The following is a 15,183-nucleotide window of genomic DNA, read 5'->3' as shown; positions in this document are numbered from 1 at the left end:
CCCCGCCCGCCGAACGCGCAATTTCCCTTTATTTTGTTACAGGAATCTGGTACTCCTTCCTGTTTTCTCGATCTCGTCGTGGCCATCCTTCCCTGATTGCCTTTTTCCGCAAGCCTTCGATCGATTTTGGCAAATCCTTCCGGCCTTGATCTAATATTTCCTTCAAGGTTTGCCATTCTTCCCTGATCGCCTTTTTTCGCAATAGTATTTCTTCCAAGGTTACTGGCTCTTTACTATCATCTAATTTAGTATCTAAGTTATCATCTAAACTCTCATCTGGCCTATCGTTAAAAATCTCGCTGTAGCTTTCTAGGCTATCATCTAAATTAGTATCTAAATTAGTATCTAAGTTTTCATATAGCCTTGCCTCTATAGCTTTTATCGTTGATGCGATCAAGGTAATGATCGAAAGAGGATATCTTTTATCCATAATTACTGCTAAATTAGTATCTACTTTAGTATTTAACTTGGTATCTAAGCTCTTATCTAAGCTCTCATCTGGGCTATCGTTGAAAATCTCGCTATAGCTTTCATATAGACTACTATCTAGGCTATCATCTAAATTAGCATCTAAATTAGTATCTAAGTTCTCATCTAGCCTTGCCTCTATAGCTTTTATCTGATGATCGATCTTGATCGATTTATCTCTAATATCCTTGATGTCGCTGTTTGTGGCTAATGTCCAGTTATCAAGGCGATTTTTTATTTTTTCTATTTGATCATCGATCGCGATCGATCTATCTTTCATTTCCCGATCAATATCGTTTATCCGATTATCAAAATCTAAGAGCCACTTAGAGATTGATTTTTCAGTAGCATCTAATCTATCCCCTAAGCTTTTCTCTATTAAGATTCTGAGCTTATCATCTAAGTTATTATCTAAGCTCACATCTAAGCTTGCATCTAATTGATCGATCAGGAATTGCTTGGCTGCTAGATTCTCGGTCAAGTCCGGGTATAGCGATCGAATTTTGTCCAGATAGCGATCGCTGATTGAAAAGCTAATTACTTTACTCATAGCATTTAATCTAAGATGATAGCTTTATTATACATCTAATAAGCTTAGATGCAAGTCTCTGGCTCCCCCCCTCCCCAAAAGCGGGGGGAGGACGACGGCGCGGCGGGGAGGGGGGGCAGGGGGGGGAGGGGATGCCAGGGTGGGGGAGGCTGTGGCGGATCCTTTTCTCTTTGATTGCTAGATAAATCTCACGGCTTCTCGGATATTTTCTTCTGAAACTTCCAGATATAAAGCTAAAGTTCCTAAGCTTGAATGGCCAGAGATTTTCTGGATCGTTCCCCCGATAGCGATCGCGAAAAGTCGAATAATTGTAAATTTTTGCTAAGGGTGGGGTCAGACAGAGGAATCATTGCTAGAGTAAGCTTAATTGTCAGGAATTTAGTTAACCAAGGTTTTTGGCAAGATGCTAGTCTGGCTAACACGCTTTTGGGCGTGATATGGGGAAAAGTTCTGGCGATCACGCCTAAATGAGGTGATATACCGAAAGTTGACCTATATTGTTACTTTCAAGAGTGTTATACAGAAACTTTCCGTATAATATGTAGTTAGGCAGACAAGGTCATCTAATGATTATTATGAGGATTTGAATTTATGCCAGACTTAGGGTTAAAAAATCTAGCCCATGTTCACATCATTGTTCCTGACCTAGATGAAGCTGCGGAGTTTTATCGAGAGGTGATGGGCTTTCTAGAAATGCAGAGCCATCATGGGCTTGTTAATCGAGGACTTGCTACCTATTACGGTTTCCAAGAAATATGGGATCGGTTAAATATCAGCCTTAGATTTTTGGTTTTTCCTGAAGTACTGACGATAAAGCTTGTTCAAATCAAGACTATTGGCTATGGGGGAAGTGCTTCTTTGCCAACTCTCAGTAGTCAGGTTCCGTACCTTTACGGCAATGTTGGACCTGGGCCGATCTCCGTTGTTGCAAAAGATATTGATGCAACTTACAGAATTTTAAGCAATTATGCATCTGATTATTCAGCAAAATTCAAGCTCACTTTACTCAGTGAACCAGTGTTTTTATCACCACTTTTACCAAGTCAAACTGGTGCTACAGAACATAGCCAATTGCGTGGTCAGGATAGAATTCTTAGTGACCTTGCAGAGAAATTTCCGCAGCGTGCAAAATTTCAACTAATTGACCCTTTTGGTGTGAGGTGGGAATTTAATAATGATATTGATTAACTCATGCTGTGTTTTTTGAAATGCATTAATTACATACATTGTTGCTAAGGAGAAAATTAAATGGGTTGGACATGGAGAGGAGACAGTGCCGAGACACTTCTCACACAGTATCCTGAATTGGCAAACATACAAAGTCTAACGCAGCGTTGGCCATCACTTGCTGAAGCAGCTGAACGACTTAGAGTGTCTGGACAGCTTCCTAACGTATTGCCAGAAAATTCGGAGAACCCTCAAGAAAATCAACCAGAGAACCCACAGAATGGATAATTATCCTCTCTGAGGAGGCTTGTGACTTCAAAGTACACAAGTGGTGCTTTGAAGAGTGGATAAACTCTGCATTTTGGCGGCAGTGTAGCTGTTCTTGCTTAGTGGTGCAGAAAACTTTTTTGAGTCTTACGGTGTAGGGACTGCACAGCCAAAATGGCGGCTGAAATTCATTGCCCTCGTTGGAGTTTTTGGGAAAGCCTAAAATCATCGTCTCACCAATAATCCTTCATTCATAAGAGTTTAAAGACTTTTCTCAACCACTAAGGAGCTACATTTTTATAACTGAAAAGCTTTGTATAAATGAATTCAGTATCTTCCTCTAGCTCAAAAGTTAATTACTATGGACTTTAATCCACTTACTGATTTTAAGGAGACTGTTTATGCAGTGCCTCCACCTTTTGATATCTCTTTGTCCTTAGCACAAGAGGTAATTGGAAGTGCTCTTACGAAAAGCCCATTAGGTGAAGTAGCTATCTATATTCATGTTCCTTTCTGTATTAACCTTTGCCAATTCTGTGGTTTTGTCAAAGAAAAGCTTTCTTCTAACGATCAAATTTATTTTTTTGTTCAATTGCTTCGACAAGAAATTCAATTGGTTTCAAGTCGATTACAAACCTCAATAGCAGTTAGTGCAATTTATTTCGGTGGAGGTACTGCTAGTTTACTTTCTGCTGCTGATGTTGGATCAATATTGGACTTACTCAGCCAAAATTTTACCCTCAAAGCTTCCTGTGAGTTAAGCTTTGAGGGCGAGGCACAGACATTACTCAAGAAAGGTTTCCTTGAGGATCTTCGCGCACTTGGTTTCTGTCGTATCTCGTTTGGTGTTCAAGTCTGGGACGATGGATATCGACACCTCCTAAATTTACGCACTTCTAGAGATCAACTCCAACTTGCTGCCAATAAATCAACAAAACTATTTGATGAAGTAGCTTGTGACTATATTTACGGATTACCAGGAACTGACGAAACATTTCTCATTGCAGATTTACAGGGCTTTCTGTCGCTTGATTGTAATGTTGTAGAAGCATTTCAGTTTGAACGGATAGATGCATCGCCATTTTTTATTGAAGCTTTGATAAAAAACGGAATCATTCCGCTCTCTTTCAATGAACAGGCTAAACAACATAATATAGCTACTGAAATCTTCTCGAGGAAAAATATATGCCGCTATTCTTTTTCCCTATTTAACCATAGAAATCATAATCCCAAAGTAGAATATTATTCTTCATATTATGGTTGGGGTGGACGCTCCGTATTAGGATTTGGAAGAGGTTCCCAATCCTTCTACAATGGTGTGATGTGGGGGAACAATCTTTCACCAAAAGAACATGAGCAATGCATATCCAAAAATCTATTTCCATCTACTTCTATTGCTGAATATTCACTGTTTGGCAAAGAGTTAATTACATGGCCCCGCAGAGGGGAGATTGAATATAGAACTGTTTCTAAATATAGTGATGCTGATTATCAAGAGAAACTTTCTAAGTTAATTGATGCAAAGTATGTCGAAAAAGGTACTACCGCTTATTTTGTAGCAGAACATGCCTGGTCATTAGTACCCCTAATGTTGCAAACTTTACTTCCAGATACGTTTACGGAGAGATTCTTGGAAATCTTTCAGGCACGAGAACAGCGTTTAACAACATACCTTTAAAAACGATTATGGCAGTACGATATCAAGGCTTAGATCCAAATTCTCCTGAACATAGAACAATCTTAACGAACACTCAGGCTGGTATCTTAAAGAGTCATGGAAGAGATTATTCAGCTTTTGTATTCATTAGAGCTACTGCTGTTTCAAGTATTGATGAAATCGCTCCTTTAGTAGATTTTCACCCGCAATCGGCAGCACAACAGTATGATATTGCACGACAAGTAGCAGCAGGTGACGATCCTAACCAACTGTTTAAATCTATACTTTTCTCGGCTACTGGTCTCAAGAAGTTAAGTATTCCACCTCGTTTCTTTCCAAGAGATATAGGCTTCCGACGTGGGATGAAATATGCTTCACGATCGGTGCTTCGCGATCCTCCCGTTGATGAATGGGATTCTTTTTTTCAAAAAGACATTGATATTCTTGTAATTATTGCAAGTCAAGATAGACAAATCATACAACGTGAAATATCTAGTTTTATTGATTGTGTTTCTTCTGTTTTTAAAGATGGTTTTGAAAGCCACATTATTTGGTCAAGAACACCACGAAATCACCAAAATAATGCGACAGATGTTTTTGGCTTTGTAGACGGAATAAGTCAGCCACTTTTCTTTAAATATGATGTAGATGCCTATTTTCAAGATAATCCAATGGTGAGTTGGGATCCCTCGATCAATCCCATGAACTTAGTTCTTTTGAAAGATCCAGTTATATCTAATGGATTTGGAAGCTATGCAGTCTTCCGTCAATTACAACAGGATCGTCAACAATTTGAAAAGGCTACCCAGTCGATTGTCAACCAATTAAGTATTTCACCAGATTATGCTGAAGCCCAAATTTTTGGACGTTTTCGAGATGGCACGCCTTTAATTTCCTCTCCTAATCCAGTTGATCCGGCAAAAGAAATTCGTGACTTTACTTATGATCGGGATTCCGATGGAGCAAAATGTCCATTTCATGCTCATATACGTAAGGTAAATGTTCGTTCAGGAGAGGAAGATTTTATTTTTCGGCAGATTGCCCGACGAGGAGTACCGTATCAAACAAATACTTCACCCTCTGAAGAAGGACTTCTCTTTCTATGTTATCAGCAGGATATTGGAAGGCAGTTTGAATTCCTGCAATCTTCTTGGGTGAATGAACCTAAATTTCCTCCAAGGAAAGGGGATTTAGGGGTAGATCCAGTGGCTTTCACTAAGTCTAATAGCCAGACAAAGGGACAGATATGGAGATCCAAATGGGGTCAGTCATCTCCTTCGATTCAGTTCTCTATAAATAGCTTTGTGAATGTTAGAGGTGGCGAATATTTATATTGTCCTCCCCCAACGTTTATTTCAGCAGTATTAGCAGCTTCACGAGGGTAAGCTAATGAACTTAAATGAATTACTTCATAAATCAATTCATGCATTTTCGATAGGAGACTATTTTGGTGCAATTACCGCTGCCGAAAAGGGATTAAAGTTATATCCTTATATCTCATCACTACATGAGATACGATCAAGAGCTTATCGACTTATTCGCAATACTGATAAATATATTAATTCTTTAAAGGATTGGCACTATCACCTCCCTTGGGTTGCAGAGGTATGCTTTCAAATAGCATCTGAACTTATATGTCTAGCTCAGACATTAGAGGCTCAGAAATGGTTAGATCTTGGATTATCCTTACTTGAGATTGCTGCAGAGTCACGAAAACTCCCCTATAGTAATATTTCATACGCTCGACTCAAACATGATAGCTTACAGCTTGATTACCTGGTCAGATTCGATGTCCTTGACAAACAGGAATATCAAGAAGTCCTAAGTTTTTATGGTTATTTAATACAGAAGTATTTTCCAAATGGATATTCTGAAGAGCGGATTATAACTCTGGCACAAGATGAACTTATGGGAATCGCACCGTTTTACCGACGCTGTTTATATATTTATCCAGAAAAAATTCCGCAATCTATTTTCAATAACAATATTGACCTTGTTTCTATTTCCGACGAATTCAATCATTCTGGATTATCCGTAATTGATAATTTTTTATCTGACGAGACATTCGATGAATTACGGCAATATCTTCTCTTCTCAACAATCTGGCATAATGACTCACAGAAAGGACTTTCATATCTTGGAGCATATCAAGATACAGGAGGACTTTCTTTACTTATTTCAACTATAGATGAACATATACGTAAGGCATTCAGCTCTATCATAGGTACATCAAAACTGGAACAAGTATGGTCTTATAAGAATGTTTATGGTTCAAAGGCAGTTGGCACACATGCTGACTTTTCATCTGTCAATATAAATCTCTGGATGACTCCTGATAAGTTCTGTCATAATTCGCGTGGTGGTCTTATCGTTTACAAACAGAATGCTCCTATAGATTGGAATTTTTCTAAATACAATGACGATGAAAGCGGAATAGCTCAATTATTAGAGAATGTTGATTCTACAGTTATTCCCTATCGTGCTAACAGGGCAGTTATTTTTGATTCGTCACTCTTCCATTGTTCTGATGAATGCCAGTTTGAAGATTCCTATGAAGGGCTACGAATAAACTTAACGCTTCTATATGGTAGAAGAGATTGATAGATTCGGGAACGTTTTCAACTCAACCGCATCTCAATATCTAGGTAGCGTACCCCACAATTTGATTTTACTACCTGATACGTTGAGACAATTGTTGCGGGATAAATTTAGGGTTAAAATTTAGGAGTAGAGTTAATCCTCATTTAAGTACATATCGCCTAACCAGCGCTTGCACAGGACGGTCGATATATACTGGCACTGAGCTATACTTTATTTACCGCCTGTGAAGCGCAAGCCGTTAGTTTCTTGAGAGGCAGAAACAGTCAATTTGAAATATAGTTACCCGATGGTGCTTCAGTTTACCCACTGCAAACAAAAGGAAAACATATGAATATCGAAGAGCTCAAGCAGGAAACGATGATGCGACTCAGTATTACTGATCGCTCTGTAGTCGATTACATCACGGAGGAACTGCTGATCCAGTACCTGGACGCAAAAGCAGTAAAGGAGGTGAAGAGACAGTCTGTCGATGAAAACGGTTATCCTGTCGAGAACCAGAGCTATGTCGATTATGGGCACAGTTTAGTGTTCACGAGAGAGTATACCTACTACTCCAACGGTCCTCAGGGATCGAATTACAAGTGTGGAGATCAAGATCAATGGCAGTGGCGTAACGATGTGGGTGATGAGTTTACCCCGATAGCATTGTGTCGTGGCAATGATTACTATTACAAGCTATACTGCCCATCTTGCTAGCTGAATAGATCTCTTATTGCCTAACAAGGGCTTGCAGCGGATGGACTCAAAACTCTGGTGATGCCTCGAAAAACCTTGTCACCGCTGAAGCCCAAGCCGTTATACAGCCTCAACTATCGGTGGGGCGTGTCCGAGAGGCAATCTTTTTTAGGGTAGTATCTGAGAGGATTAATTATGCTAGAGGGATGTAAATAAACTAATGACTATTGCCGACTTTAAAGTAATCCTGATTCAACTAGCAGAAAATCTGATTCCCATCAATGACTGGCTAGAGTCAAAGCAATTTAATCCTCATGAGCTAAATTGGTGGGCTGACACAGATATTTCAAGCAGTACTTTAACATTGCCTTGGAGAAGTAACTCTACAGAATCTTTATTTCATACTCTGCTTGTTGAAGACTTTCTCCACTTTATAAGTTCAACATCCCAACAAGAAACTACCATTGTGGAGTTAAGTTCTTTAGCGACTAACCCATTAGAAAAATGTCCTATAGGGAATGTTGAGACTTGGCGCAAGACAAAGGGACTAGAGGAAGATCCAAGTTTCGCTGGTACAAGCGCATTTAATTTTTCTGTCGATTCATCTGGTAATGCTTTGCAACGAGAACTATTTTATGAAAGCGTTTTGCCAGTATTCCAAGAGGCTTTAGATAATACGATTTCTGATTCGGTTCCTTACTCTCAAGTAATAAGCGATCTATGGGACGACAAGGTTAGTGGTTGGTCGTCAAATACTATTAAGTCATCGATTTTCTTAAAACAGTTTCTAGCTGACTTGATCATAGTTTCGTTTCGTAGTGGTGTAAAAGACGACCCGATTTTTATGCTATGGAGACGATTAATACCTATTGAATGTGGTGAGCATAGACGCTCTGGCAATAAATTCGGTGAAGCACAGATTCAGTTGGCAGTAACGCAGATTCAAGAACTCATATTCAGTCGCTTAAAAGCTTAACCTAATGAAAAAATATGATTTTGTGATTGTAGGAACTGGCGGTGGTGGTGGAGCCATTGCATGGATGCTTGCTAAAGCTGGTTATCGTGTATGTGTTCTAGAGCAGGGACCTGATCTCTATGACTCCATACGTACTAAAGCTGCTAATTTCGATAATCGCTCTCACGATGAATATAGATTTCGTTTAGAACGCCCCGATCCTAAGAGACGACCACGCGGTGATTATGTAACATTTAGACAAACAATTGATGAAAAGGCAAAACCTTTAGGAAAACTCGGAGGTTGGACTGGAACTGCTGTAGGAGGAGGTTCACTGTTGTGGGGGGCATGGGCAATTAGACCTCTTCCAATTGACTTCCGTTTAAATAGTTTCTTTAAAAGTACTGGTAGGGATAATGCCCTAAAAGAGGCAGGTTATCATGTCGAAGATTGGAGCATTGCCTACGAGGAACTGAAGCCTTACTTTACAGTGGCTGAAATTCTCTTTGCAGTATGTGGCGATAGAAAACAGCTTGAAAGAAACATCAGTAATGCAGATTGGTTTCGCAACTTATCTGGGAACCCGAACATTGGGACAGAAAAGGAGTTCAGTCTGAATTTACCTTTTGCTTCTCCACCTTATCCAGAAACGCCTGTAGGAGCCTTGTTTAAATGGATATCTGAAAATGATGAATTTCCTGGCGGCATGGTTCCTTTGCCTACTGCACTTGTTCATCCTTGGTCAGGTGGTTTTTCTCCTATTCCAGCCTTAGAAAAAGCATTTGTACAAGGTGATTTTCCCAATGATTTTGGACTAGATTCTCAAAATCCTCTATGGTCACAGCAAGTTCGTGATGCTTGTAACATGTGTGGTTTTTGCGGAGAATACTTGTGTTGGGGCGGACGCAACCCGAAATCAGGTAGTGCTTCTACTTTTTTTGCAGAAATCACTTCTGGTGATTACGATGTAGAAATTTTCCCTAATTCTAAAGCTTATGAAATATCCTATGATCATCGCCTTCGGCGAGCAACAGGCGTAAAATATTTAGATGTTAGTAATCCAAATTCGCCTATTCCTAAATCAGTTCTAGGCGATAATGTCATAGTTTCGTGTGGGGCTATCCAATCAACTCGCTTACTACTTATGTCGGGTGGACGTAGCGGACTAAGTAATAGCAATGGCTTACTTGGTAGATTTGCAACTTTTCATCTTTTTGGTTTTGGCGCACGTTGCATATTACCAGAGGATTTTCAAGGTTTTCTTCATGGCGAGTTTGGTCACACAGGTACGCTGACATCTTTCGATCACTATCTGCTACATGATCAAGAAAGTGGATCATGGCATAAAGGTGGAATAATAACTTCCATAGCCAAGAAAAATCCTATGGAAAACTTAGTTAACCAAGCTTCTAAAGTTCGTGGTTTAGATTTACTTCAAAAAGCTGAACAACATGCTCGTACCGTCGAACTTCGTTTTACTGGTGACGATTTGCCACAATACAGTACTCGTGTTGACTTAGATCCTTACTATGTTGACGAATTTGGGTTGCCAGTAGCAAGAGTTACGAGACGTTTAGGGGCAGAAGAAGAGAATGTGTTTAGGTTAGCAGAGCCGCGCGTTAGGGAAATGTTTCTACCTCTACAAAAGCTAGGTGTAGATCTTGATGATCCAAATCAGTTCTCATTTAGGCGTGCAGAAGTTGATCTTTTTGGCGATCATCAAATGGGTACTTGTCGGATGGGAGAAGATCCTAGAACTTCAGTAGTTGATCGTTTTTGTCGCCTTCACGAAGTTCCTAATGTATTCGTCGTTGATACGAGCTTTATGCCAACTGGTCTTGGTGTGAATCCTATGATAACGACAGTTGCAAATGCTTTACGAGTTGGAAGTTGGATAATCAATCAGGATAAAAAAGGAGGATCATTGACTGCAAAAGAATAAAACTTCGTCATAACTAAGAGGAAAGAGCTACATCCAAAACGGCTGTATAACAACCCCGCTGCACCGGAACGAATTTAAGTTATCGTTGAGTTGCAAAGGTTGTCTGCGTCCGGTGAGCGGGAACGTTAGCCGTAGGGTGCGTTCCCTGATGTCACTCCTAATGCTCTAGCGATCGATTTTAAGGAACGCACCATGCACAACTATCCCCCAATAGCGATCGCTAAATAAATCCCACAGCATCCCGGATATTCTGCGCCGGACGCTGTGGGTGCTGATGCCTTTAAATTTAGCCCTGCCCGTCCGCGAAACCCGCAAATTTAAGTTTTGCTTGTAGTCCCTTAGATTGGTAGGATAGAGCGGCGATCGGTCACGAAATATTCAGAGCATTGTTGATTCTTTTAACCCAAATGGTCGGAAAGTCTTAAAGCCAATCCTGCCAGAGCGAGTACGGGGTTAGCGGCGGTGCTGATGGGCATAACGGACATATCGCAAACGTATAGTCCCGTAGTGCCTCGAACTTTCAGGTCTTCATCGACAACCGAATCGTTATTGAAATTGGCATTACGGTTAGCTTTCCAGGGCATCCGCAAAGTGCCGCAGGCGTGGTGAACAGTACCCCACCCAAAAGGCCATTGTTTACCGTCGCCCTCGCCATATTCTCCTGTGTTGAAGTTCACGTCGTTGAACTCGGCAAAAATGCGATTTCTTGTTTGATTAAGTAGAGCGAAAAACTCATTTTTGCTTTTATTCCAGCCTGCAAGAGCCGGGAAACGAGAACCCAACAAATCATCTAGATTTGAAAAACGTTTGAAGCGGATTTCGGGCGTGTAGTTATCGTTAGCGTGGGAGAAAATGCCATTCTCATCATCGAGACAGTTTCCAAAGCTAAACTTGATGTCAACACGGGTTCTGCTAGTATCGTCAACCACGGGTTCGGCAGAAGGATCGTTGTTTCTCAGATGCCAATATTCATGATTAACATTCATTTCTATATTGAAGGGGTAGATCACTTGACCGTTAGCATCTCGATTTCCCCGCGAGTAGAAGATAATTTTAGCGTGGTCTTGACGACTGAGGGGAATTAGTGAAGCGTTTCTTCCCAGAGACGACACATAGGCTTGGGATTCTCCTGTCACGGGATGGTCGGTTAAGCCAAAACCCACCTGTTTACGAATTTTATCGGGTAGATTTTGATAGACGGTAGAACGATGGAGTAGTTTCGGGCTTTCCGTAGAACCTGCGGCGATGATTACCTTGGGGGAATAAAAACTGAGCTGCTCTCCCGTAATCGTGTTAGTGGTTTTAACTTCATACCAGTCAAAAGGGACGTTCTGAACCGCTTCTACGAAACTATTCAGTTTGATAAATAGACCTTTCCCGTTTTGATCGACACCGGGGGTCAGTCCAACCTGGTTAATCAGCAGTTCGGCGGTGTTGAACACTCCCGTGGGTTCTGCAAAGAATTGATCTCGTGGTGTGCCGTCGGGATCGAGATAGGGTTGATGGACGGCGCGAGGTGTTTGTTTTATTTCAAAATCTGAATTAAGAGAACTGGATTGAAAATAGCTCACCAACTTTTTTGCTTTATCCCCCAGCGATGACGATAGATTCATCCTGTCATTAGCCAATCGGAAATACTTCGATTCCAAGTCTTGACGTACATTATCCGGGAAAAACTCCATCTCCCAACTTTGAGCTTGTGGAATCAGTCCCGACCAAAAAATAGAACGCCCGCCAAAACATAATTGGGGTTTAGAACCGATAAAATGGGAACCGCTAGGTGATTGCTTGAAATTATCTACGCCAAAGTGGGGGGCTACCGAACCGTTAGGGATGCGACTGATGTTATAGACATGGGTTGGATAGATAAAGGAGCCGGCATCCAAAACCAGAATGCGATGACTTTGCCCCAATCGATCAGCTAGGTCGTCTGCTAAGATGCCCCCTCCTATTCCAGAACCGATGATAATGAAGTCAAAATCTTTATTGCTGCCGTCATAATCTCGGATCAAGCGGGTGTGAGCTTGAGGTTTTTCCGTCACTAGATTTGCATAGTTGTTCTGAAATGGCATTCGTCTTACCCTTGGCTTTTAAAAGTTAGTTTAGTTACCAAAATACAATCAATTACTTTTTTGATCGCTATAGGGAAACTCTGATTCCAATCATATAGCTGACCCACCAATACGTCTAGTTGTCGAAAACTTTAGATAAAATTTTCAGCGGACTGTCACAAAAGGGAAATAATTACTCTATTTAATACAAGCGTTAGGACAGGACAATGAGACAAGAAACTTGGTGGATAGAGCGAGAAATCGAAGTTCTCAGTCAGAAAGTGCGACACTTCGATAGTGTCGAGAGCGATCCCGATCAACTGAGATATATTCGTCAGACCCTGACGGGATTAAATCGGCAACTTTCGCCTGCGGATACGGAAAGTGAGGTCTTATCAAGATTTGTCGATTAAGGCAATCTCGATCGCTCACAAATTCACGATTTTTGTCCTAATCAGATATATAGATTTGTGGAGGTAGCTATGATTCGATTTTTCCCCCTTGCCTCGTCTTCCAAAGTTCAATGTACCTATCATAATGAGAGCGATCGCTTTCAAATTATCCGGGTCATAGAAGAAGGGCAATGGCTCGAACGAACGCTTGCGGCTGGTCAGCGACTGAAATTCGAGGCTTACCGCAATAGTCATGTCGATATCTATATTGCTGATATGGCCATGATGGTATTGAGTGATCGTCTTTCTTGTGAGGGATTGATAGATTGAACGGGCGATCGAGAAATAGCGGGGACGGAACCGCCATCCTTTTGTCCCCGAAAAAATTGCCGTCCGCCCGTCACAATCCGTCGGGACGGTACTCTAAATCTTGTCAACGCGACAATAACGCGCACTGTGTCGTAAACTTCTGTATGTAATATGGCCTCAACCAACGGAAAATTTTATTGGGGGTCTAGCCCCAGACCCGAACGAGAAGATATTCTCGAAATCGTCTATAGGTACTCTTCTTGCCGAGTAAACGATGATTTTGATCAAGAAAAGGAGATGCAAGTTCTGGATATTATCCAAAAGTCTTTTTCCAATCCTGAGCTATTCGATTGGGTCAACCGAGTTGATGAATTGATCGAATGGCAATTAGAGCGGGGAAAAGTACCCGAAGAAAAAGTCATTCAAGAAATTTTAGCAATTCAAAAGCTAGTTATCGATTTAAATCTTCACCCTTGCGAACCTTTAAAGTTTAGCGAGTTTAGCGAAATCGTCAAAAATTTCTGCCGACATATCTTCGATATCAAACAATACTTTAGCGAATCGGACTATATAATTTTCAATCCCCAAAAATTTTTGAGAAATCTGATCGCGAAAAGCGAGTCGTTAACCGTTTATGCGATCGGTTGGCTTCCCGGTCAATCTACGGACATCCATCATCACGGTTACGATCTCGATGCCATTCTCGTCCTCGAAGGACGCTTAACACATTGGCTGTGGGAACCTGCCGTCGATCCAGCGGCGGCCACCCCCGTCCCACAATACTTTACCGCCGGCGATATTATCACGATTGATCGCCACCAATGTCACAAAATCGCAAACACGACCTCTATTAATCTAAAAACGATTCACATTCGTTTGAGAGATGCCACCGTGGATAACTTTCAAGATGAAGGTGTCGGGTTTCGGGATGATCGCTGGTTTCGGGACGATCACTGGAATCGGCCTTTATCCGAGGAGAGCCATAAAAAGGACAGTAAGGGGGGTTGCTTGGTGATGTTGAAGGATATGTCGGAATACCGCTTGAATACTCTGTCTCGAACTTAATTTAGGATTATCGAATATGAGCGATAGTATCACTCTCTCTCCCGCAATATACCTATTTGTCGTTACGAGCCGCTATCGGCTGTACGACATCTGTCGGCAACACCGTCCCGACGATGACATTGATCGTCGGATGATCGCTCATATTAATCATCTTTTGCGTCATTATTCTCTCACACACAGATACGAAGCCGACGATATCTATAACGAGGTATTATGGCGCATTCAGCGACACATACTGGGGGGGGGAACGATCGATTCTCCTCTCCCCTATTGTAAAGCCGTGGCCAAGTCCGTTATCGTTAAGCACGTCAAAACAGAAATCAAGCTTCGTTTACTTCCCCCTCTTCTAGTCGAAAAGTCCCGTCTTTCAGACGGTGAACTCCTATTGGACAAATACGAAAAACCCCTGAATGAGGCTTTGCATAGATTAAAATTAGATCATCCTGAAGATTTTCGTTTGATCGAACTGTTTTATCTGCAAGAACTTAGCTGGGGAGAAATTACGGGTCAGTGCGGCGGGGTCAATTGTCAGGCCATGCGTAAACGAGGACAGAGAGCAAAAGAAAAGTTGAAGACGATTTTTGGCAAAATTTTAGAGGAGAAAGGTTCTTTCTAGCGTATTATCGTTATAAATAGTCTTTAACTTCAAATAACTGCCAGTTTTAAGACTTTTGGAGTCATTTGTCATCTTTACGAGAAATACCTAATGCTTAGGACTGAGGAGATTGACGAGCATCTGGACTAGATTTGATCAGCTTGGGTAATAGCAGTCCAGAGTTGGCTTTGTAAGCGTCGAATTCAGGATAGCGGGAAAGGGAGCGGTCTTTTTTAAGCATATTGGGGATGAAGACACCGGCGATGAATCCACCCAAAATCAGAAAAGGCAGCCAATGTTGGGCTAACAGGGCAAAACCGAGATAAATTAAAATCTCTCCCAAATAGTTGGGAGCATCTCACCTTTGCAATGAGCATAAATACTTAGTGGAAAAATAGGCTTTTCGAGGGTAATTCTTGTTTTAATTCTCCATGTACGCAGTCTTTAAAAGCCTCTATTTCGTTCCAAGACACGATTAAGAGTGGCTTT

The 15,183-nt window shown here is 41.2% G+C and carries 15 protein-coding genes and 1 pseudogene; 11 read left to right on the top strand and 5 right to left on the bottom strand.

Features of this window, described 5'->3' with window-relative positions:
• Positions 1–28 precede the first annotated feature (28 nt).
• Positions 29–949 carry a hypothetical protein gene (locus tag O9334_RS02360; RefSeq protein ID WP_287999054.1) on the bottom strand — a complete coding sequence of 307 codons (921 nt, stop codon included), beginning with the start codon at positions 947–949 and terminating at the stop codon, positions 29–31.
• A gap of 311 nt (positions 950–1,260) precedes the next feature.
• Positions 1,261–1,479 (bottom strand): hypothetical protein, encoded by a 219-nt coding sequence (locus O9334_RS02355; RefSeq protein ID WP_287999052.1) that lies wholly within the window; start codon positions 1,477–1,479, stop codon positions 1,261–1,263.
• Between the two features lie 130 nt (positions 1,480–1,609).
• Between O9334_RS02355 and O9334_RS02350 the strand changes: the two genes are divergently transcribed.
• The 7 genes from O9334_RS02350 to O9334_RS02320 all read left to right on the top strand — a co-directional run bounded on the left by O9334_RS02350 (position 1,610) and on the right by O9334_RS02320 (position 10,282).
• Positions 1,610–2,206: a VOC family protein gene (locus O9334_RS02350; RefSeq protein WP_287999050.1), complete on the top strand. Its 597-nt coding sequence runs from the start codon at positions 1,610–1,612 to the stop codon at positions 2,204–2,206.
• A gap of 607 nt (positions 2,207–2,813) precedes the next feature.
• Positions 2,814–4,130, top strand: coding sequence for a radical SAM protein (locus O9334_RS02345; RefSeq protein WP_287999048.1), 1,317 nt, complete (start codon positions 2,814–2,816; stop codon positions 4,128–4,130).
• Positions 4,131–4,138: 8 nt separating this feature from the next.
• Positions 4,139–5,494, top strand: coding sequence for a Dyp-type peroxidase (locus O9334_RS02340; RefSeq protein ID WP_287999045.1), 1,356 nt, complete (start codon positions 4,139–4,141; stop codon positions 5,492–5,494).
• A 4-nt stretch (positions 5,495–5,498) separates the two neighbouring features.
• Positions 5,499–6,710 (top strand): hypothetical protein, encoded by a 1,212-nt coding sequence (locus O9334_RS02335; protein ID WP_287999042.1) that lies wholly within the window; start codon positions 5,499–5,501, stop codon positions 6,708–6,710.
• Between the two features lie 327 nt (positions 6,711–7,037).
• Entirely contained in the window at positions 7,038–7,406 is a 369-nt protein-coding gene (locus O9334_RS02330) for a hypothetical protein (protein ID WP_287999039.1), read from the top strand.
• A 199-nt stretch (positions 7,407–7,605) separates the two neighbouring features.
• Positions 7,606–8,361 (top strand): hypothetical protein, encoded by a 756-nt coding sequence (locus O9334_RS02325; RefSeq protein WP_287999036.1) that lies wholly within the window; start codon positions 7,606–7,608, stop codon positions 8,359–8,361.
• Between the two features lie 4 nt (positions 8,362–8,365).
• On the top strand, positions 8,366–10,282 hold the full coding sequence (locus O9334_RS02320; protein ID WP_287999033.1) for a GMC oxidoreductase: 1,917 nt from the start codon (positions 8,366–8,368) through the stop codon (positions 10,280–10,282).
• 398 nt (positions 10,283–10,680) lie between these two features.
• On the opposite strand, the gene O9334_RS02315 is transcribed toward O9334_RS02320, so the two are convergent.
• Positions 10,681–12,354 carry a GMC oxidoreductase gene (locus O9334_RS02315; protein WP_287999030.1) on the bottom strand — a complete coding sequence of 558 codons (1,674 nt, stop codon included), beginning with the start codon at positions 12,352–12,354 and terminating at the stop codon, positions 10,681–10,683.
• Positions 12,355–12,560: 206 nt separating this feature from the next.
• Here O9334_RS02315 and O9334_RS02310 point away from each other — a divergent pair, with 206 nt between their 5' ends.
• Entirely contained in the window at positions 12,561–12,746 is a 186-nt protein-coding gene (locus tag O9334_RS02310; RefSeq protein WP_287999027.1) for a hypothetical protein, read from the top strand.
• 69 nt (positions 12,747–12,815) lie between these two features.
• Positions 12,816–13,055, top strand: coding sequence for a DUF1830 domain-containing protein (locus tag O9334_RS22755; protein ID WP_353737874.1), 240 nt, complete (start codon positions 12,816–12,818; stop codon positions 13,053–13,055).
• Here O9334_RS22755 and O9334_RS02305 read toward each other — a convergent pair.
• The gene (locus tag O9334_RS02305) at positions 12,989–13,219 is read right to left on the bottom strand and encodes a hypothetical protein (protein WP_162496093.1); all 231 of its coding nucleotides are present in this window, start codon (positions 13,217–13,219) and stop codon (positions 12,989–12,991) included. The genes O9334_RS22755 and O9334_RS02305 overlap by 67 nt on opposite strands.
• 112 nt (positions 13,220–13,331) lie before the next feature.
• Here O9334_RS02305 and O9334_RS02300 point away from each other — a divergent pair, with 112 nt between their 5' ends.
• The gene (locus O9334_RS02300) at positions 13,332–14,099 is read left to right on the top strand and encodes a cysteine dioxygenase (protein WP_287999022.1); all 768 of its coding nucleotides are present in this window, start codon (positions 13,332–13,334) and stop codon (positions 14,097–14,099) included.
• A 16-nt stretch (positions 14,100–14,115) separates the two neighbouring features.
• Positions 14,116–14,715 (top strand): sigma-70 RNA polymerase sigma factor region 4 domain-containing protein, encoded by a 600-nt coding sequence (locus tag O9334_RS02295; protein ID WP_287999020.1) that lies wholly within the window; start codon positions 14,116–14,118, stop codon positions 14,713–14,715.
• Between the two features lie 94 nt (positions 14,716–14,809).
• Here O9334_RS02295 and O9334_RS02290 read toward each other — a convergent pair.
• Positions 14,810–15,046, bottom strand: a pseudogene (locus O9334_RS02290) (steroid 5-alpha reductase); the annotation flags it as partial.
• Positions 15,047–15,183: the final 137 nt, after the last annotated feature.

Source organism: Microcystis sp. LE19-8.1F (assembly GCF_027531715.1).
Classification (GTDB): Bacteria; Cyanobacteriota; Cyanobacteriia; order Cyanobacteriales; family Microcystaceae; genus Microcystis; species Microcystis wesenbergii_A.
The sequence above is the reverse complement of the archived record's forward strand: the minus strand, read 5'-3'. Positions and strand labels throughout refer to the sequence as shown.

Coding starts and splice junctions, on each gene's coding strand:
- O9334_RS02350 (WP_287999050.1), top strand. CDS start 1,610: ATGCCAGACTTAGGGTTAAAAAATCTAGCCCATGTTCACATCATTGTT.
- O9334_RS02345 (WP_287999048.1), top strand. CDS start 2,814: ATGGACTTTAATCCACTTACTGATTTTAAGGAGACTGTTTATGCAGTG.
- O9334_RS02340 (WP_287999045.1), top strand. CDS start 4,139: ATGGCAGTACGATATCAAGGCTTAGATCCAAATTCTCCTGAACATAGA.
- O9334_RS02335 (WP_287999042.1), top strand. CDS start 5,499: ATGAACTTAAATGAATTACTTCATAAATCAATTCATGCATTTTCGATA.
- O9334_RS02330 (WP_287999039.1), top strand. CDS start 7,038: ATGAATATCGAAGAGCTCAAGCAGGAAACGATGATGCGACTCAGTATT.
- O9334_RS02325 (WP_287999036.1), top strand. CDS start 7,606: ATGACTATTGCCGACTTTAAAGTAATCCTGATTCAACTAGCAGAAAAT.
- O9334_RS02320 (WP_287999033.1), top strand. CDS start 8,366: ATGAAAAAATATGATTTTGTGATTGTAGGAACTGGCGGTGGTGGTGGA.
- O9334_RS02315 (WP_287999030.1), bottom strand. CDS start 12,354: ATGCCATTTCAGAACAACTATGCAAATCTAGTGACGGAAAAACCTCAA.
- O9334_RS02310 (WP_287999027.1), top strand. CDS start 12,561: ATGAGACAAGAAACTTGGTGGATAGAGCGAGAAATCGAAGTTCTCAGT.
- O9334_RS22755 (WP_353737874.1), top strand. CDS start 12,816: ATGATTCGATTTTTCCCCCTTGCCTCGTCTTCCAAAGTTCAATGTACC.
- O9334_RS02300 (WP_287999022.1), top strand. CDS start 13,332: ATGCAAGTTCTGGATATTATCCAAAAGTCTTTTTCCAATCCTGAGCTA.
- O9334_RS02295 (WP_287999020.1), top strand. CDS start 14,116: ATGAGCGATAGTATCACTCTCTCTCCCGCAATATACCTATTTGTCGTT.